This window comes from Streptomyces sp. SAS_281, from assembly GCF_052542855.1.
Genome location: NZ_JBMNDO010000101.1, coordinates 1 through 17,922 on the forward strand (window position 1 = coordinate 1; position 17,922 = coordinate 17,922).

Below are 17,922 nucleotides of genomic sequence, written 5' to 3' on the forward strand. Positions count from 1 at the left end.
GACGAGCCTGCTCCGCAGGCTCGTCTCGGGGCGGGTGCCGCAAGCCGCCGGCCCGGATCAGGACGGCTGGATCAGCCCCGCCTTGCCGTAGATCGTCGCGGCCCGCGCCCCCGCCGTTCCCGAGGCGAAGCCCACCCCGATCTGGAAGACGCCGGGCTTGGCCGGATCCGGGACATAGACCCCCAGCCCCTCCGGTTCGCGGTATTCGAGGGTGTACGCGGCCGCCGTGTGGGCGGGGTTGACGGTCTCCTTGAACGGCGTGGGCGGCGCGGGGTCGAGGGCGCCCGTGGTGAGGTTGACGGAGGTGATGAACGTGTTGCCGACGCCGGGCGAGGAGATCACCTTGTCCTGGCCGTCGATGTTCTGGATGGAGTTGTAGCTGTTGCCGTGCAGCATGTAGAGATATCGGCCGACGACGACGTACCCCTGGAGGAACGGGTCGCCGTACGTGGAGAGGGGCCATCCGGGAACCGCCGTGAGCTTGGGTTCGCGGAGGCTGGCGAGGGGCTGGGTCCAGACGCCGAGGCGGGCCAGGTCGAGATCGTGGACCTGGAAGACGTACACCCCGTCGGCGTCGCGGAAGCGGATGGCGAGCCGGCCGTAGACCGGGTCGACGGAGGCGGTGTACCTCGAGGCGCCCGATACCGGCTGATACGTGGCGAGTCCGGCGGACCCGTAGTCGAGGACCTTGCCGTTGACGAACGGGAAGCGGGCCAGCCGCTGACCGCGGCTGGTCCTCCTGGTCTTGTCGTTCGGGTGCACCGGGTCCGGAACGTCCTCGCCCTCCGTCTCGGTCCACAGATACGCGGAGTCTCCGACCGGCTCGACGCCGATGCTCATGCCGTGGCCGAAGCCGCGCAGGTACATGTAGCCGAGCGTGTTCCCGGACATGTCCCACTTGGTGATCGTCAGATCGCCGTGCCGGTTGCGCTCGGTGGCGCTCACGGCGGCGGACTCGCCTGCGAGTTTCAGCCCGCCCTGCGTCACCTGCGCCAGGTAGATGTGCCCGTTGGCGTTGTCGTAGCCGAAGGACTGGAGAATCGTCTCGTCGCGCAGCGGCTTCTCCCGTATCCACTTGTCCGACGCGCTGTTCAGATCGAGCCGGGGCGAGGGCACCAGCAGAGAGGAAGCGGGTGCGGCGTGATCGGCGGCGGATGCCGTTCCGGCACTCATGGAGACACCAGCCGCCGCTGTGAGCGCGCCGGCGCCACCCAGGGCGAGCAGGGAGCGGCGGCTGGGCTGGGAGATCCTGTCATCGGTCATGGTGCTCATCCAAGCCGGACACGCAACCGCACTCAACCCCAAAACCGCTGAGGTCCGGCGCTTTGATCGTGGTCTTGTCTGAAAAATGATCACCGTGGGCTCAGAATGCCGGATGCGTGTTGACAGAGGGGCCACCGTCACGAGGCATCCGCCTCCCCCGTGGCGGGCCATGAAGACAAGGAGTGTCAGCGGTGTGGAGACCTACCTGTCATGGCACCGCGAGGGCCGGATGGACGAGGCTGAGTTCCGCTCGGTCACCGACCACTTGGCCCCTTCTGGGCTGACGTCGAGCACCCGAAGTGGGCTGCGGGATGCTGCTGGACGTCGTAGGAGAGCAGGTGAAGCTGCCTGTCGGGCGCATTCTGGAGCTTGCCGGACTGTCGGTCGGGCCGCCCTGCATGCAGTTCTGGCTGTCGGCAGACACGGACGCGGTGTGCGATGTCAGGTACGTGGCGCCGGATACCCAGGTCCTCACCTTTGTGCTCGACGGGTTGACCGAGAGCGAGCGTGAGCAGGCCACCAATGCCGTTCAGTGCTTGATCCAACGGGAGTTGGACAGGATCGTCGCGCTGCTGTCCGTGCTGCCCGGCTTGCTGTGCCCGGAGCAGGCCGCGCTGGACGTGTCCGTGTGGGAGATCGCCCGCTCCGTCCTGATCTTCCTCGGCATCCCCCTGCTGGCCGGGTCCCCAACCCGGCGTCTCGGCGAGACGGCCCGGGGGCGCAGCTGGTACGAGACGAAGCTGATCCCCCGGACCGGCCTGTCGCCTTGTACGGGCTGCTGTTCACCATCGTTGTGCTCTTCGCCCTCCAGGGCGACGCCATCGCCTCCCGACCGCTGGACGTCGCCCGGATCGCGCTGCCGCTGCTGGCGTACTTCGCGCTCATGTGGGCCGGGTCCATGGCCACCGGCCGCGCCGTGGGGCTGGATACCCCGGGACGACGACGCTGGCTTTCACCGCGGCCGGCAGCAACTTCGGGCTCGCCATCGCGGTCGCCATCGCCACCTTCGGCGCCACCAGCAGCCAGGCCCTCGCCGGGGTCGCGGGCCCGCTCATCGAGGTCCGTCCTGATCGGGCTGGTCCACGTCGCCCTCGCCGCCCGCCGCCGCTTCCCTGCCTTCCCGGAAGGCTCCACCCGTGCCCGAACCCCGACCGTCCGTGCCGTTCGTGTGCGTCCACAACGCGGGCCGCTCACAGATGGCCGCCGCCTTCCTGACCCACCTCTCCGAAGGCCGCGTCGAAGTGCGCTCCGCCGGGTCCGCACCCGCGGCCTCGATGCGGAGACACCTGCCTCGTCCTCCCCGGCAAGAAGTACCTCGACTGGTCACTCGAAGACCCGGCCGGCCACGGGATCGACGCCGTCCGGCCGATCCGCGACCGGATCGGGCGACACGTCCGTTGCCTGCTCGCCGAACTCCAGCTTCGCTGGCCTACCGAGCGCGAGTCACCGGCCGGCATCCGATGACACACGCTCAAGGTTCGGTGGACAGGACAGGGAGGCACAGGGATGTCAGCGATTCAGCTCAGGGGCGCCGGCATCACCGGCGCGCGACGTCGACTCGATCCGCTTCACCAACGCTGCGGACTCGGCGCGGCGAAACCGAACCAGTAGCCGCCGGATTGGGCGTATGGGTAGACAACACCGAGTCGAGCTGGGACCGGCTGGGTGCCGGCCCCAGCTCGCCGCCCTCGCCCGCCTGGGGCTGAAGTGGGCGGCGTAGCCGGCTGGAGGCGGGCGGCCGAGCCGTGTTTCACACGTCGGCCGAAGACGGGCTCATCGTGGTCACGTCGGCCTCGCTGCCGCCGAACACTTCCTGCACGAGTGCCCCGGTCGCCTGCTGGAAGGCCTGGGCCATGGACATCGAGGCGTCGTCCACATAGTTGAGCGCCGCGGTCAGGGTCCTGGTGCCGTCCGGGGTGCTGTACATCAGCGCCGCATGGCCTGCCATTCCTCCATTGTGGGTGATGACCTTGCCACCGTCCGGGCCCACGTCCTGGACGAAGACGCCGAGGCCGTAACCGGCTTTGGGGTGCGGCCGGAACATCTCGGCCAGCAGCGGGGCCGGAAGGAGTTTGCCGCCCGTCAATGCGGAGATGAAGGTGTGAAGGTCGTGAGTGGTCGAGATCATGTCGCCGCCGGTGGAGATCCACGAGGGGTTCTGGCGGGTGACATCGACCGTCCTCTCCTCACCTCCGTCTTCCTGGTAGCGGTAGTAGCCGTGCGCGTGCGGCTCCGCGAGAGCGGTTTCGGTCTCCGGCAGCGAGGTGTCCCGCAGTCCGAGAGGCCCCAGAACCAGCCGCTCCATCCCGTCGGGGAGCGAGCTGCTGGTGACGTTTTCGATCAGCAACCTGACCAGTACGTAGTTGGTGTTGGAATAGCTCCAGTCCGTGCCCGGCTCGAACCGGGCGGGCTTGGACAGGGCCAGGCGTACGAGTTCCTCCGCCCGGTAGGTGCGGAAGCGGTTGTCCACCCATTCCCGGCCTGCCGTCGTCGCGGCGATGCCCGGAGCGAACGTTCCGTCATCGTAGTACTCGCCGGTGAAGTTGAAGATCCCGCTGGTGTGCTGCAGAAGCATACGTACGGTGATCTCGTGGTCGATATCCAGTCCGGGAAGGTACTCGGCGGCGGGCGCGTCCAGATCGATCGCCCCCTCGGCCACCAGCCGGAGAGCTGCGGTGGCGGCAAACGTCTTGGTGTTGCTGCCGATCCGGATGTACCCGTCCGTCGGTGGCTTCGCCGTCTCGCTCAGCTCGCGCAGACCGGAACTGCCCTCCCACGGGCCTCTCTCGTCCTGCACACGTACGGCCACGCCGGTGAATCCGGCATCGATCATGCCGTCGATGATCTTCTGCAGCTCCGGGCGGTCTTTCTCAGATGGTGTGAAAGGCATGGCTGTGCGCTCCTGTCGGAATTTCGGAAGGGTCTTGGCGGATGGGACTGCTCTGGGGGCAGTACGGTCATCGCCGCAGGGGTCGGCTCTGCTGTGGCGGGGTGCTTCGCACCGTGTCGGCGAGCCGTTGGCACCGCCGGGACAGGAGCGCTCTCTGCCTCGCTCCCCGGTCCTCCCCTCTCGCCCCGGCGGGTGACTGTTGCGCTGCCTGCCCGAATGAAGGCATGCGTATGGAAGGCATGGTTCGTGTCTTTCGATCGAGAAGTGACTTGTGGCCATGTGCCGAAGCGGGAGCGGCAGACGAGGTGGCACAGACCGCGCATCGGCTGTCGGCACACGGACAGGGTGTGGCGGGATGGCGGTCAGGCTCCGGCCGGGGGAATCCACTCCGCGAGCTGGACCACCACCGCGTTGGGATCGGTCAGTTGCAGGCGCCACTCCCCCCAGGGCTCCATGCGCAGCGGAAGGGTGATCGGTGCTCCTTCGCGTCGCAGACGCTCGTACTCGGCGTGGATCCCGGTAACGGTGTAGGAAACGAGCGCGCGCACCTGCGCGGGCGGATGCTGTTGCGGGGTGTCGGGGCCGGCGATACCACGAAGGAGGATGTCGGTGGCCGCGTCGTCGCGGGAGAGATGGGTTGCTCCCTGAGCCACCAATACCTCACGGAATCCGAGGTGGCCGACGAAGAACCGGGCCGATGAAGCCGGGTCTTCGACGGTCAGTACAACGGTCGAACCGGTGATGTTCATGAGCTGGTCCCCTTTCCCCGGATCGGCTGCTCACGCGGTCCAGCTTCACGTCCGGGAAGAGGGTCATCAAGGCCGTATCCTGCAACGATCGTTAAGCCGGCGGTACACGAAACGGAGGTGGACGGCGTGGAACTGCGCGAGATAGAGATATTCCTGGTGCTGGCGGAGGAGCTGCACTTCGGCCGGACGGCCGAGCGGATGCGCGTCACTCCTGCACGGATCAGCCAGACCATCAAGAAGCAGGAACGTGCCATCGGCGCCGAGCTGTTCAAACGGACCAGCCGCAGCGTCCAGCTCACGCCCACCGGAGTGGTCCTTCGGGACGGCCTCGCCGCCGGTTACCAGCAGATCAAGGAAGCGCTGGCCGCCGCTGCGGCCGCCGGTCGGGGCATCACCGGCGAACTCGACGTGGCGTACTCCGCGGCCTGGTGCGGCACCCTTGTCGTGGCCGCGACCGATGTCTTCCGTGCGCGCCACCCCAACTGCCTCGTCCGTATCCACGAGTCGCCGCTGCTCGATCCCGTCGGCCCCCTGCGCACCGGCACACACGACATCCAGTTGGTCGAACTGCCCATCGACGAGCCGGACATCGTCAACGGACCGGTCCTCTTCTCCGAGCCCCGTGCGCTCGTCGTTCCCTGCAGCCACCCGTTCGCCCAGCGGGACACCGTCTCACTCGAAGATCTCTCGGAGGCCCCCCTGATCACCGTCACGGGTCAGCCCCAGTACTTCCTCGACCACCACTACCCGCACCGCACGCCCAAGGGACGCCTCATTCCCCGCGGTCCGTCCACGACGGCTTGGCAGGAGGTGCTCGCCCTGGTCGGCGCCGGCAAAGGGGTCTCCCCCACGTGCGCCCGCGCCGCCCAGTACTACTCGCGCCCTGATGTGGTCTACGTACCGTTCAGCGACGCACCGCTGGTCGAGTACGGCCTCTTGTGGACGGCCACGAACAGCACCCCGAAAGTGCAGGCCTTCATCGAGGTCCTTCTGGAGACGGCCCGGTCCTCGGCCCTGGCGGGGCTGTAGCAGACTCAGCGGGATTCGTTTCGTGGGTGAGGACAGCTCCGAGCATGCGTTCCAGGCCGTCGGCGCCTCTGTCGGTCAGGTGCACCACTCGGGGGCTGCGCCCCCACCGGACCCAGTCCAGCGCGAAGAGGCGGGCCGTCAGTACGGCGCCGAGGCCGCCCGCGAGGTGGTGCTGGTGTTCGCTCCAGTCGACGCAGTAGCGGATCGCTGGCCGGCGGGGCGGCAGCCGGTCCGTGTCGATGCCGAGTCCGGCCAATGCCCTGTGCCCGGCGCTGGTGAGCCGGTACTGGGCGTCGCGACCGTAGGAGGCAGGCCGGTCGCGCACAGCCTCGCCGGGCCGGTGGATGCCGTCGTGACCGGTGAGGATGCCGCGTTCCAGCAGACCGCGCATGAGGGCCACCCCGAGCCGGCCGGCGAGGTGGTCGTAGCAGCTGCGGCCACGGTGCAGAGCATGAGCACGGTTGCTCTGCTTGAGCGAGGTGACGGCCAACGGCGGCGCGATCACCGCAAGGCATTCCAGGGCCGCACTCACGTCCGGGCCGGCGAGTCGGTAGAAGCGGTGCCTGCCCCGTTGCTCAACGGTGAGCAGCGCACCCTCGACGAGCTTGGCCAGGTGCGCGCTGGCGGTGGCAGCGCCGATGGCCGCCTCGCCGGCCAGAGCGTTCGCCGGAAGTGCCCGGCCGTCGGCCAGGCACTTGAGGATCCGGGCGCGCGAGGGATCGGCGATGAGGGCGGCAGCGCGTGCGATGTCGGTCTGGTGCTTGAGCGGCTCCCCCGAGGAATCGGGCCCCGCGGTGCCGGTCGTCGAGTGTGCGCGGTCGCGGTTGCTGTTCGGCATGGGAAAACCGTAAACAACGACACTTCGCCAGGCAACGAAGTATCCGGAGCCGATGCTCTTTCCATGACTACCGCATCGACGGACATCACCGTCACACGTCCTCTCGGCCTCCCCCCTGTCGCGCCCTGCCGGAACCAGCGGGGCCGCCCGGACCCGAGGCGCGGCAAAGCGGCTCCTCTCGCTCTGGCGCCCCTCCTCGCCCTCAGCCTCGGATACTTCCTGGTGATGCTGGACGTCACGGTCGTGAACGTCGCCCTCCCCGATATCCGAGCCTCCCTGGGCGCGGGGCCCTCCGCACTCCAGTGGGTCGTCGATGGGTACAGCACCGTCTTCGCGGCGCTCCTGCTGTTCGGCGGAGGGGTCGCCGACCGGTTCGGGCACCGCCGCGTGTTCCTGATCGGTCTCGGCATGTTCACTGCTGCTTCGGTCTTCTGTGGTGTCGCCGGCTCGGCGGTTCTGCTGATCGTGGGCAGGCTCGGGCAGGGAGCCGGAGCGTCGCTGCTCGTTCCCGCGTCGCTCGCCCTGCTGCAGGCCACCTTCCCCGACCGTGCCACACGGGCCCGTGCGATCGCCGTCTGGGGTGCTGTCGCCTCGGTTGCCTTCGGTGCCGGTCCTGCCGCCGGGGGCCTCCTGGTCGCCGGCTCGGACTGGCGCGCCGTGTTCTGGCTGAACGTGCCCCTCGGCGGCCTCGCCGTGCTGCTGACGCTGCGTCATCTGCCGTCTGCCGCAGCGCGTCCCAGGTCGCGAAAGGCGGATCCGGTGGGCCAGGTTCTCGCCGTCGTCGGTCTCGTCGCGGTGACAGGCGGTCTCAATGAGGCGGGCTCACGCGGCTGGACGTCGCCCCTGGTCCTTGCCGCCTTCTTCATCGGCGCGGTCGCCCTGGTGTCCTTTGTCCTTACGGCGCGGGCGCTGGAAGCACGCATGGCGAACGGAAGCGGCCGGCGCGTCCCGATGCTGCGGCCGTCAATGTTCCGGTCCCGTTCTTTCACCGCTGCCACCCTGATCGGGATGCTGATCAGCCTCGGCTACTACGGCATGCTCTTCCTCGCCACGCTGTACTTCCAGCAGGAACGCCACCTCAGTGCCCTGGGGACCGGCCTGGCCCTGCTGCCGTCGGTGTGCATGGGGCTGCTGGCCGCCCCGCTGTTCAACCGCATCGCGCCCCGTACCGGGCCGTACGTGCTGATGGCCGCCGGTCTCGTCGTAGGAACCGGCGGATTCGTCGGCTGGCTGTTCGCCGGGCCCGGAACTCCCTACCCTGTTCTGGTCTTCGCCCTGATCGGGACCGGTCTGGGGCAGACCATGACTGCCCTCGCGGCCACCGCCGCCGTCGTCGAGACGGCGGCGGCCTCGGACGCGGGTGTGGCCACCGCCGTCTTCAACGTGGCACGGCAGGTCGGCAGCACCGTGGGCGTCGCCCTCTTCGGTACGTTCACCGCCACGGCGCACCACTTCACGTCCGGTCTGCACCTGTCCGCCGGTATCGCCGCCGCCGCGTTCGCACTGGGCGCACTCCTCGCTCTGCGAGCCACGTCGGCCGATCCCGCGGTCGCGGGCCCGACCTCCTGACCGCAGCCCCCGGATCCATGGCCGGCACCGACGGCCGCGAAGCCGCGCGAACGCCCCGGTGCACGGTGCCCGACACCCACAGACCCCGCTCACGATCGGCTTCGGCCGTGAGGAGACACCATCATGACGACAGCGAACCGCCGCCCCGAAATCCTCCGCTACACCGCCTTCTCCGCCGACCCCGCAGGCGGGAACCCCGCTGGTGTCGTCCTGGACGCCACCGGACTGACCGACGCGGAACAACTCGCGATCGCCGCGGAGCTGGGATACAGCGAGACCGCCTTCCTGACGGCCCCGCCGGCCGCACTCACCGGCCGGGACCGGGCCTACACCGTCCGCTACTTCTCCCCGCGCGCCGAGGTCTCTTTCTGCGGGCACGCCACCATCGCGGCCGCCATCGCCCATGCGGAGCGTCACGGTCCCGGCGACCTGCAGTTCGCCACCCCGGCCGGTCCCGTCCCGGTGACGGTGACCGGCACCGCGGAGGGCACTCTGCACGCGACCCTGACCAGCGTCGAGCCCGCGGTCCACCGGGTGGCGGAGGACGACGTCGACGAAGCACTGCAGGCGCTCGGCTGGTCCCGGGCCGACCTGGACCCGGAGTTCCCGCCCCGGATCGGCTATGCGGTGGCTCGCCATCTGATCCTGGCCGTACGCACCCGCGCCCGGCTGGCCGACCTCGCCTACGACTTCGAGCGCCTGAAGGGCTTCATGACCGCTTTGAACCTGACCACGGTGCAGCTCGTGTGGCGTGAGTCCGCGACGGTCTTCCACGTCCGCAACCCCTTCCCCGTAGGCGGTGTGGTCGAGGACCCGGCAACCGGCGCCGCAGCCGCCGCATTCGGTGCCTACGCACGCGAGCTGGGGCTCGTGCCCGAGGAGACGGTCCTCCACCTCCACCAGGGCGCGGACATGGGCCGTCCTGGTGAGCTCCGGGTGGAGCTGAGCGCCGGCGACCCACGGGTACGGGTGAGCGGTACGGGAACCCGCATTCCTGAGCTGCACGAGGGGTGAGGCGGCTCCCACCCTGGCAGTGCCGTGTCACGACGGGCACTGCCAGGTGCGCCGCCAGGAGGCGTGAGCCCTTTCGCCTCGAAGGTGAGCGGCCAGCGGATGTAGACCTCGATGCTCGTACCGGACGGTAGTTGGAGGGCGTCACCGGCGAACGACGCGGTGTAGGTGATGTAGCCGCGGTCGGTGAGGGCGAAGGTCCCGTCTGCGGCGAGAGTCGTGGGCAGGAGCGTCACCGGCTTGGTGGCACCGGGGTTTCAGGCGGGTGAGGGTGACGGTGATGCCGGCCGGAAAGGGCTAGTCGGAGGCGAGACGGCCGGTCAGGGAGCGGGCACCGAAGGGGGTCGTCGAGGCTATGTGCAGCACGGTGTCGGGGGGAGCCTTCCCAGGGGTGGTCGGCACCCGCAGGACGACCGGCGCGCCCTGGCGAGTCTCCCGGGTGACGGCGACGAGGCGCCGGTTGTCCGGCGCCCAGCCCAGGCCGGCGGGCAGCAGCGGAGAGGAGTCACCGGAGGCGAAATCGAAGACGCCGTGCGAGGCGCGGGCGTCCGGCTTGAACATGAAGACGTCCGAGCCGTATGCGCTGTCCACCCCCGGCCGCGACGGCTCCGCTGGCGGCGACGGCCACCGCGTTGGGGCAGGCCGCAGCCGGGTAGCGGCCCACGTCGGCGACATCGGAGGTGCGCAGCACCTGGTGGTAGTAGGGGCTGCCGCAGGCCAGGATGACGTTCTTGCCGGGCAGCAGGTCAACGATTTCGCCGGTCGGGCGGGCCAGTTCGATCCGGCACCACTAACCGCAGGAACGCGCACCTGGCGCGCAGAGGATGCCCTCAAACGAAGCGATCAGCGGTGTGCTCTGGTAGACACTCTGCATTCGGATCCGGTCGGGACCGCCGAGGTCGGTTCTCTGCCCGGGACTGACGAGGATCGGCGAAGACGGGTCCCAGGCCTGCGTCGGCGAAAGCCTCTTCAAGACTTCCCGGCTCAGAGGGGGCCAGCGATGTGTCGTGGACGGTGCGGCCGGCACGCCGCCAGGCATGGTCGACCGGAACGGGTGCGAATGCCGCCAGCGCTGAGCGGCGAGGGACTGGAGGGCCTCGGGTTCGGCGCCCCGCCAGGCGCCCCTGCCGCCGCGAGATCCCGGGCGTGCCGACAGGGCCCGGGAGCTCGTACGTCACCGCCCGATGGTGCGGGCCGCTACCAGCGGCGCGGGCTCGGCGTACAAGCCCTGCCCGCGTCGAGAGGGAGCCCGCCGGGCGGGGGCCGAAGCGAGCGCGGCGTTCTGACTGCTCTCCCTCGACTGGACGTGACACTGCGGGCGAGATGGCGGGCAGCAACCGGAGTGGTGCGTGGTGTCGGCGTACTCCTCAAAGTGCTCAGCCGCTACAAGCGAACGTGCCCGGTCGAGTGCTTCGTCGGCGGAGCAGACGGCCAGGCGGTGTCACACCGTGCGCCTTGGCAGTAGGCGGGTGTGTCAGAAACTCGCGTGACGAGGCTACGAACTTTTGGCATGATCACCGGGTTGTCCAACCGTGCCCGATTCTGGAGGAGCACCACGGCTGTCAACTTCGAGCTCGCTCCGGCCCGGCTGCCGTGGTCTGCCATCGATCCCGATCTCATTGCCTTCGCCTGGGATGAAGCGGAGGCATCTGAGATCACCACGGTGATCGCCTCGATGGTGCCTCCTGACGGTGCCGGATGGGAAGAGAAACATCGCTTCACCACCGAGGTCACGGCGCTCCTGGCCGCCCGATACGGCCGGTGGGCCTGCGGATGGCATTGGGCGGTCGGCGAGGGCGGTGGTGGCGGTGTCGTCACCCACTGGTGCTGCAGCTCCCACTCCATAGGTATGCCTGCGGCAACGGCCGCCAACGTGGTCGCGTCGCTGCTGGAGTGGCGCGACTGGCTGGAGGAACTGGCGGAGCGGTTCGAGCAGTTGACTCCGCCCGCCGGAGCGAATGCCGAGGATCACAGCTGGCACATCGAACGGGCGGCCACCCGACTCGTGACCGTGGTCATGGACCGCACCGGTGCCGAATGCGGCTGGTATGGACTCTGCCACACGGTGCTGACATGGTTCCTCTCTTCCGCGGGCATGGGGGCGGAAGACGCGAAGAACGCGGTCGACACCGCGATCGGTGGACGCTTCAAGAGCTGGACCGTGCCGTCGCGGACCCTCATCGACGCAGTGGGAGAGGATCTCGCCGTAGATCTGACCGGAATACGGCCCTACCGTGAGCGCTGACGCCCTGGCCGCCTGGGTCCACGTCAGGAACCGGATCGACTGGACTTCCGCGGCCGGTGAGGTGCCGGTTCCGGTCGAGCCCATCGTGGATGGTCTCACCACCTGGTGCAGGGAAGGTAGTCGTTCCTCGGACCCCGATCGAGGCCGCCGACTGCTCGCAGCGCTGGCTCAGTCGCGCACAGACGCTTCCCGCAGGCGCCCTCTTACCTGCACGCTTCTGACCGGATGGCAACAGCTGCTCCTCGGCATGCCTGAGGTCCGGTTCCGACAAGGCGACGCCTTCGCCAAGGGCGGCCGGGAACGATACGACCTGACGCCACACACCCAGCGTGACTTCGAACAATGTCTGCGCGACAGCGCCGATCCGCGAGTGCCCCTGGCCTCCCGCGCGGCCAGGGCCTACCTGGACGTGGCCTTCTTTCATCCCTTCCCGGATGGCAACGCCCGCCTTGCCATGTTCACCCTCGCTTACGTCCTGGAGTGCGAAGGAGTCCGACTGGACCAGGTCGGCCCCTTGCGGACCACGCGCTACGCGGACGACGACGCCGGGGCAGCAGACCTGGCCGCCCTGGTCTCCGTTCTCATCCGCGCGACCCACCAAAGAGCCACCAGCTTCCCTCACCGAGGCAGCGGCCTGCCTTCCTCCGAATTCTCCTGATCAGTCCTACCGGAGGGTGAGCACGTACACCCGCACCGGCTGAGCACGTTCATGTGTACGCCGACACGTGGCTGCATCATGTCGGGCATATGGCTCCAGATAGTCCGCCGGCAGGCCGGTCGGCGGGGCCGGGGCTTGTGGAATGTCGGCATAGCGGATTCCAGGCATCGTCGCAACACGTGATCACTGGCGTGTGTTGGTGGGCAGAGCAAGCAGCGGCCCGGCGGGGAAATCGCGGCCGGGCCGCTGCTGCTTCGTTGGCGGATGGTTGCGGCTGTTCTGGCGGGCCCTGAGGGTTGAGCATAAGCGCCCAGAGGTCACGGTCCGGCCCCGCTGCTCCGCCTCCGTGTGCAGGGCCAGAATGAGGCCTCATGGATGACGGATCGGAATGGTCGACGGACAAGCCAACGGCGCTCCGCCTCGGCAGGAGGCTTGTTGCGGAGGTCTCGGCATCGCTGCCGGATCGCCGCGCATTCGTGGGCATCCGCCCCACTCGGAGCGCGCCTGATGCCCAGGCGCGTGACGAGGGATGGGTTCACAGCGACGCCGAACGCAGCTTCCGGCTTGAGCACTGGGAATACGACCGAGAGCGCATCGACGGATTCGACTACGACATCGACTCAGCCCTCATCGAGTCCGCTGACGGCCGCGGACGAGTCTGAGCTGAACCCTTCGGCGAGTGCTGACGCCAGACGGGGCTGGGCCCGGGCGCAGGGGTCATGATTCTCGCGTGTCGGCGATCGCTGGGCGCTCAGCGTTGTGGATGACTGGATCGCTTCGGGCCGCCCGCGGCGTCAGGTGGTCTCGCGGCGCTTCTTCATCTCGGCTTCGGCGATGTGGTCGCGGCCGCCGCTCAAAGCGTCACGCACCCGGCGTTCGACTTCGGTGAAGCGCCGGTGGTAGCCCTCGTCGTACGCTTCGACGATCTGGAACGTCCACATGCCCGGGAGGACGTCCGTGCCCTGTACCTCGCGCTCGACCAGGTCGGCCTGTTCGTCGTGTCCGGCCTCCCGCAGCCGGCGCACCGCCTCGCCAACGCTCTTGTCCGCGCCGCCCGTCAGCTGGTGGAAGTCGTACAGGCGCCCGCGGGCCCGCTGCGTGGTCTCCAGGGCCTGGGAGAGCAACCCGAGTGCCTCCACCGTAGCGTCGTCCATCCCCGGCAGCCGCTCGTGCCGTTGCGCTCCCCGAGCCTCTCCCTGCACGTTGTCGGCCATCGCCGCCTGCCTTCCTTCAGGTAGCGGGCCCGTGTCCGCCCGCCGGTCCTGCTCCAGTCTCCTCCAGCAGGCGGCGGACAGCGCTCAACCATCACGGACGCGTGTCTCCGACGGTCACTTTTCGAAGTCGGCGGCTGACCGCATCATCGACCACTTGGGGCCGATGCTCGCGCTCTGGCCCCGCCAGCGGTTCGCCAAGGGCACCGTCCTCATCGTGGACGGCACGCTGGTTCCCACCCGCGATCACTCTGTGGCGGAGCAGTCGAAGAACTACCGGTACTCCCCGGCCCACCAGGTCGTCATCGACGCGGACACCCGTCTCGTCGTGGTCGGCCGGCCGCTGTCGGGCAACCGGCACCACTCCCGCGGCTGGGAGGAGTCCGGCGCCCAAGCGACGGTCCCATCCGCAGAGAACAGATCTGTGGCCCCGACGCCTGAGCGTCGGGGCCACAGAGGGTGACATCCCACTGCTGACGTCGTTTCGTTCGTCTCGTCAACTTGATGATGCCGAGCAACGCTGCTACGCCAATGAGAATGAATCCCGCTACTCTTCGGCAACACCACCAGGAAGGCGGCCGGGCCGGCACCGAGGCCTGGCGTACGTTCGAGCCCGTAAAGTGCACCCAGAGATCCCGGCTGGTGGCCCAATGAGCGGCTGGTGGACCTACCTGGAGGTACGAACCCGCCGAGAGGTCGATGCCGACGTGCTGCGCGATCGCCGGCTGTCGGCGGTCAGGTCCGTCTGGGAGGCGCTGCGCCCGCTGGGGGTGGGGCTGCACGAAGCCGAGCGGGTGGTCCACGCGCGGTACGAGGCTCTGGGCGACCGTGTGGAGCGAACGCCGCCTGATCCGCTGGACCTCCCCTCGCTCGCGGCCCGCGCTGCGGCTCTCCCCGGCCGTGCGGTGGCGGTGGAAGCACTCTGGGACGGGGATACAGTGCACGACTGGTTCGTGCTCCTGGTCGCCGTTCTGGACGCCCCGGAAGGGGAGGGCCACCTGGCGACTGTCTACCACCGATCTGACGGCCCTCCTCCCGGTGTTGCCGCAGCCGAGGCCGGCCGGGCGCTGGCCGGCCACCTTCGCGTGCCATTCCACTTCGCGTCTCCGGACGTCCCTGGTTACGACGCCCCGCGCTGGCGGAAGATCTGACGGTTGACGGAAGGGCCGTGACCGGAGGCATGGACGGGCGACTCCCAGGAGGGCGCACGACACGGGAAGATGTGTATGAGCGGCAATGCCCCCGGGGTCACTTCGTTCCGGCACCGACGTTGCATCGCTGGAACAGGGCTGGCAGGAACTGCTCCAGGAGCACCCGGGCCGTGGTCGCGTCCTCGAGTTCGTCGGGGCCGAACCGGAAGACCTCGTAGCCCCTGAGCTTCAGGTCTCGGCCGCCTGCCTACTTGACAGCGCCGGCGGCCGGCGCCGACCCTCCCACCAGCCTTCGTCGCCCCGTACCGTACGGGGCGACGAAGGAGAGGATCATCATGGCGGGACTGCGCCTGGGCCCACTGCTGAGGTACACCGACGGTTCGTGCGCGACGATCTGGGTCGAGACGGGCGGCCCCTGCACCGCCGAGGTGCGCTGCGCCGACGGGGCGCGGGGCACGGCCGGCACCTTCCTCGTGGCCGGCCACCACTACGCCCTGGTCCCGGTGGAGGGGCTGACCCCCGGCACGTCGACGCCGTACGAGGTACTCCTCGACGGTGCGAGCGTGTGGCCGCCGCCCGACTCGCCCTTCCCGCCCTCGGTGATCGCCACGCCCACCGACGACGACGGCCTGCACGTCGCCTTCGGCTCCTGCCGCTGGGCCGCGGCGCCGGCCGGCGACAAGGACCCGGTGGGCCCGGACGCCCTGGACACCCTCGCCGCCCGGATGGCGGCCGACCCCGGGGGCGCCCGCCCCGACGTCCTGCTGCTGCTCGGCGACCAGGTGTACGCCGACGAGGTGTCCGACACCACCCGCCGCTGGATCGGCGACCGCCGCGACCTGGACGAACCGCCCGGCGACCAGGTCGCCGACTACGAGGAGTACACCCGCCTCTACTACGAGTCCTGGCTCGACCCGGAGGTGCGCTGGCTGCTGTCCACCGTGCCCAGCTGCATGATCTTCGACGACCACGACGTCATCGACGACTGGAACACCTCCGCCGCCTGGCTCACCGACATGCGGGCCACCGACTGGTGGCAGGAGCGGCTGCTGAGCGGGCTCATGTCGTACTGGGTGTACCAGCAGCTGGGCAACCTCTCTCCGGCCGAGCTGGCCGCCGACCCGCTGTACGCGGCCGTCCGCGAGGCCCCCGACGGCACCGCCGACCTGCGCGCGTTCGCCACCCGGGCCGACGCCGACGCGGCCTCCGTCCGCTGGAGCTACCGGCGCGACTTCGGCCGCACCCGGCTGCTGATGGTGGACTCCCGCGCGGCCCGCGTGCTGGCGGAGGACCGCCGCTCGATGCTCGACCCGGAGGAGGCCGCCTGGGTGCGCGAGCAGATCCTGGACGGGCGGGGCTCGTACGACCACCTGCTGATCGGCACCTCCCTGCCCTGGCTGCTGCCCCACCTGGTGCACGACCTCGAAGCCTGGAACGCCGCGATGTGCGGCGGCGAGCGCGGCGAGCGCTGGGCCGAGCGCGGGGAACGGATCCGGCGCGGGGCCGACCTGGAGCACTGGGCCGCCTTCCCCTCTTCCTTCGACGCGCTGGGCGACCTGATCGCCGAGGCCGGTACGGGACCGGAGGCGCCCGCGACGGTAAGCGTGCTGTCGGGCGACGTGCACCACGCCTACATCGCCGAGCCGTCCTGGCCGGGGCGTGCGCCCGACGCGCGGGTGGCCCAGCTGACCTGCTCGCCCGTCCACAACTCCGTGCCGCTCTCGATGCGCGTCGGCTTCCGCTTCGGCTGGAGCGCCCTGGCACGGGCCATCGGCCGGCGCATCGCCCGGCACGGACGCTGCGCGCCTCCGGCGGTGAGCTGGCGCAGGACCGGCGGCCCCTGGTTCGGCAACCAGATCATGACGCTGACCTTCCGGGGCCGGTCGGCGCGGCTGCGCCTGGAGCAGGCCCGGGCGGACCGTGCCGGGGCGAGCGCCCTGCGGACGATCACGGACCGGGAGCTCGCGTAGCGCGGGCAGCGCACCAGACCGGACCGCCCTCCCCCAGTGCGGGACTTCACGGCGGGCTGGGGACTCTGCGGGCACCCGCAGCTGAAGCGGGTGGGCCGGTGCCGGGGTTCGTTCCGGATGACGAGTGTGCGGCTGTTGACATAATGCAGCGCGCCTTCCCTTCGGTGCACGTGCACGCCGACCGGTTGTTCGCCGAGAACGGATCGATCATCACCGGCGCGGGCTCGGCCGCCGGGATCGACCTGTGCCTGCACCTGATCAGCTGCGACTACGGCGCGGCCGTGGCCAACGCGGCGGCCCGTGCCGCCGTCGTCACCCCGGTGCGTCACGGCGGGCAGGCGCGGTTCGTCCGAACCCCGCGACCTCCCCGCTCCCGGAGAGCCCCGGCTGACGTACACCCCCGTACGAGGACCTGCGGACGCGGTCGTCCGGCACCACGCAAGCATCGCCCGACCATGACCGTCGCCATCGGCGTCCTCACCTACTCCTCCGAACGCTCCCTCGTGAAGGCGGCCCTCGCCGGTCTCCTCGCCTCCGGTGCCTCCGTGGCGGTGCCGCACAGCCTGATCGGCTGACCAGTGGGGATGGCCAGGACCCGCTGGTCCCCCCCTTCGCGCCGTAGCCGGGCGAGCAGAAGCGGACACCCGCAGGAAGAGCTGAACCATCCGACTTGGCTTCGTGACGGACTTCAAAGATGTGGGCCTATGGACGTCAGCCCCAAGGGCTGTCCCGCTGCTCTCAGCGTCGTCTTTTAAAACCGTGCCTATACAGCTTGTAGATGATTACTGGAGCCAGGACGAGCCACACTGCCAGGAATGCCCATTTGAACCATGGGGGCCCATCGGGCCTGCTGTTCTGAGCGAGCTCCGAGACGGCCAAGCTGAGTCGCATCATGTCTCTCCGGTGCCCAGTCCGTCGACCAACACACCCTCGGTGAAACCGAGTTGTGGAAGTCAACCACTGTTCCCAACAAACTCGCCGGAGTGTTGCGCGTCCGTAGCCACCGGCCTCGGCCGACCGGCGTTCGCGACCCACCTTGCCATCTGAGCCACCTCTGCACGGGGCCAACGGGACTGAGGAAGCCAGTTGCCGCAGCCCTGCGGCCTGGGATGACGCCACCCGCTCGAAGCGGGGGTCTGCTCGAAGTCCGCCCGTGGCTTCCACCGGCCGCCAACCACCTGCCTCAGCACGCCACCCGAGTCGAAGCGAACAGCGCGCGCAGGATCGAACCAGCTCAAAAACTCCCGAGCCGTCGCCACCCGCTACGACAACAGTGCCTACGTCTTCCACGGCACCATCACCGTGGCTGCGATCCGCCTGTGACTACGGCCGTGATCC

The 17,922-nt window shown here is 69.4% G+C and carries 15 protein-coding genes and 4 pseudogenes; 13 read left to right on the forward strand and 6 right to left on the reverse strand.

Translation table 11 applies throughout. The features are described from left to right. Positions 1 to 57 precede the first annotated feature (57 nt). Positions 58 to 1,263, reverse strand: coding sequence for a phage baseplate protein (locus ACN6LM_RS29010; RefSeq protein WP_445068348.1), 1,206 nt, complete (start codon positions 1,261 to 1,263; stop codon positions 58 to 60). A gap of 572 nt (positions 1,264 to 1,835) precedes the next feature. Between ACN6LM_RS29010 and ACN6LM_RS29015 the strand changes: the two are divergent. Together ACN6LM_RS29015 and ACN6LM_RS29020 are read left to right on the forward strand one after the other, a co-directional pair. Further along, positions 1,836 to 2,404, forward strand: a pseudogene (locus tag ACN6LM_RS29015) (arsenic resistance protein); the annotation flags it as partial. 55 nt (positions 2,405 to 2,459) lie between these two features. Next, positions 2,460 to 2,727, forward strand: a pseudogene (locus tag ACN6LM_RS29020) (hypothetical protein). A 286-nt stretch (positions 2,728 to 3,013) separates the two neighbouring features. Here the strand turns inward: ACN6LM_RS29020 and ACN6LM_RS29025 are convergent. Both ACN6LM_RS29025 and ACN6LM_RS29030 read right to left on the reverse strand, forming a co-directional pair. Beyond that, on the reverse strand, positions 3,014 to 4,153 hold the full coding sequence (locus tag ACN6LM_RS29025; protein WP_445068349.1) for a serine hydrolase domain-containing protein: 1,140 nt from the start codon (positions 4,151 to 4,153) through the stop codon (positions 3,014 to 3,016). A 362-nt stretch (positions 4,154 to 4,515) separates the two neighbouring features. After that, on the reverse strand, positions 4,516 to 4,902 hold the full coding sequence (locus ACN6LM_RS29030) for a VOC family protein (RefSeq protein ID WP_445068350.1): 387 nt from the start codon (positions 4,900 to 4,902) through the stop codon (positions 4,516 to 4,518). A gap of 126 nt (positions 4,903 to 5,028) precedes the next feature. Between ACN6LM_RS29030 and ACN6LM_RS29035 the strand changes: the two genes are divergently transcribed. Continuing rightward, the gene (locus ACN6LM_RS29035) at positions 5,029 to 5,931 is read left to right on the forward strand and encodes a LysR family transcriptional regulator (protein WP_445068351.1); all 903 of its coding nucleotides are present in this window, start codon (positions 5,029 to 5,031) and stop codon (positions 5,929 to 5,931) included. Here ACN6LM_RS29035 and ACN6LM_RS29040 read toward each other — a convergent pair. Then, positions 5,879 to 6,769, reverse strand: a complete 891-nt coding sequence (locus ACN6LM_RS29040; RefSeq protein ID WP_445068352.1) for an ArsR/SmtB family transcription factor — start codon at positions 6,767 to 6,769, stop codon at positions 5,879 to 5,881. The genes ACN6LM_RS29035 and ACN6LM_RS29040 overlap by 53 nt on opposite strands. 63 nt (positions 6,770 to 6,832) lie before the next feature. Here ACN6LM_RS29040 and ACN6LM_RS29045 point away from each other — a divergent pair, with 63 nt between their 5' ends. Beyond that, a complete protein-coding gene (locus tag ACN6LM_RS29045; protein WP_445068353.1) occupies positions 6,833 to 8,338 on the forward strand; it encodes an MFS transporter in 1,506 nt (501 codons plus the stop codon). A 123-nt stretch (positions 8,339 to 8,461) separates the two neighbouring features. Next, a complete protein-coding gene (locus ACN6LM_RS29050) occupies positions 8,462 to 9,352 on the forward strand; it encodes a PhzF family phenazine biosynthesis protein (RefSeq protein WP_445068354.1) in 891 nt (296 codons plus the stop codon). Positions 9,353 to 9,646: 294 nt separating this feature from the next. Here ACN6LM_RS29050 and ACN6LM_RS29055 read toward each other — a convergent pair whose 3' ends face one another. Further along, a complete protein-coding gene (locus ACN6LM_RS29055; RefSeq protein ID WP_445068355.1) occupies positions 9,647 to 9,940 on the reverse strand; it encodes a hypothetical protein in 294 nt (97 codons plus the stop codon). A gap of 919 nt (positions 9,941 to 10,859) precedes the next feature. Between ACN6LM_RS29055 and ACN6LM_RS29060 the strand changes: the two genes are divergently transcribed. The 3 genes from ACN6LM_RS29060 (at position 10,860) to ACN6LM_RS29070 (ending at position 12,914) form a co-directional block, all read left to right on the forward strand. Then, positions 10,860 to 11,594 carry a hypothetical protein gene (locus ACN6LM_RS29060; RefSeq protein ID WP_445068356.1) on the forward strand — a complete coding sequence of 245 codons (735 nt, stop codon included), beginning with the start codon at positions 10,860 to 10,862 and terminating at the stop codon, positions 11,592 to 11,594. Beyond that, a complete protein-coding gene (locus tag ACN6LM_RS29065) occupies positions 11,584 to 12,252 on the forward strand; it encodes a Fic family protein (protein ID WP_445068357.1) in 669 nt (222 codons plus the stop codon). The genes ACN6LM_RS29060 and ACN6LM_RS29065 overlap by 11 nt, the downstream gene beginning before the upstream one ends. A 371-nt stretch (positions 12,253 to 12,623) precedes the next feature. Next, positions 12,624 to 12,914, forward strand: coding sequence for a hypothetical protein (locus ACN6LM_RS29070; protein ID WP_445068358.1), 291 nt, complete (start codon positions 12,624 to 12,626; stop codon positions 12,912 to 12,914). A gap of 132 nt (positions 12,915 to 13,046) precedes the next feature. Here the strand turns inward: ACN6LM_RS29070 and ACN6LM_RS29075 are convergent, their stop codons facing one another. Further along, positions 13,047 to 13,466: a hypothetical protein gene (locus ACN6LM_RS29075; RefSeq protein ID WP_445068359.1), complete on the reverse strand. Its 420-nt coding sequence runs from the start codon at positions 13,464 to 13,466 to the stop codon at positions 13,047 to 13,049. Between the two features lie 121 nt (positions 13,467 to 13,587). Between ACN6LM_RS29075 and ACN6LM_RS29080 the strand changes: the two are divergent. The 5 genes and pseudogenes from ACN6LM_RS29080 to ACN6LM_RS29100 all read left to right on the forward strand — a co-directional run. Next, positions 13,588 to 13,866 (forward strand): annotated as a pseudogene (locus tag ACN6LM_RS29080) (IS5/IS1182 family transposase); the annotation flags it as partial. A gap of 247 nt (positions 13,867 to 14,113) precedes the next feature. After that, a complete protein-coding gene (locus ACN6LM_RS29085; RefSeq protein WP_445068360.1) occupies positions 14,114 to 14,614 on the forward strand; it encodes a hypothetical protein in 501 nt (166 codons plus the stop codon). 335 nt (positions 14,615 to 14,949) lie between these two features. Then, the gene (locus ACN6LM_RS29090) at positions 14,950 to 16,584 is read left to right on the forward strand and encodes an alkaline phosphatase D family protein (RefSeq protein ID WP_445068361.1); all 1,635 of its coding nucleotides are present in this window, start codon (positions 14,950 to 14,952) and stop codon (positions 16,582 to 16,584) included. A gap of 143 nt (positions 16,585 to 16,727) precedes the next feature. After that, positions 16,728 to 17,159, forward strand: coding sequence for a hypothetical protein (locus tag ACN6LM_RS29095; RefSeq protein ID WP_445068362.1), 432 nt, complete (start codon positions 16,728 to 16,730; stop codon positions 17,157 to 17,159). Between the two features lie 652 nt (positions 17,160 to 17,811). After that, positions 17,812 to 17,907 (forward strand): annotated as a pseudogene (locus ACN6LM_RS29100) (IS5/IS1182 family transposase); the annotation flags it as partial. Between the last annotated feature and the right edge of the window lie 15 nt (positions 17,908 to 17,922).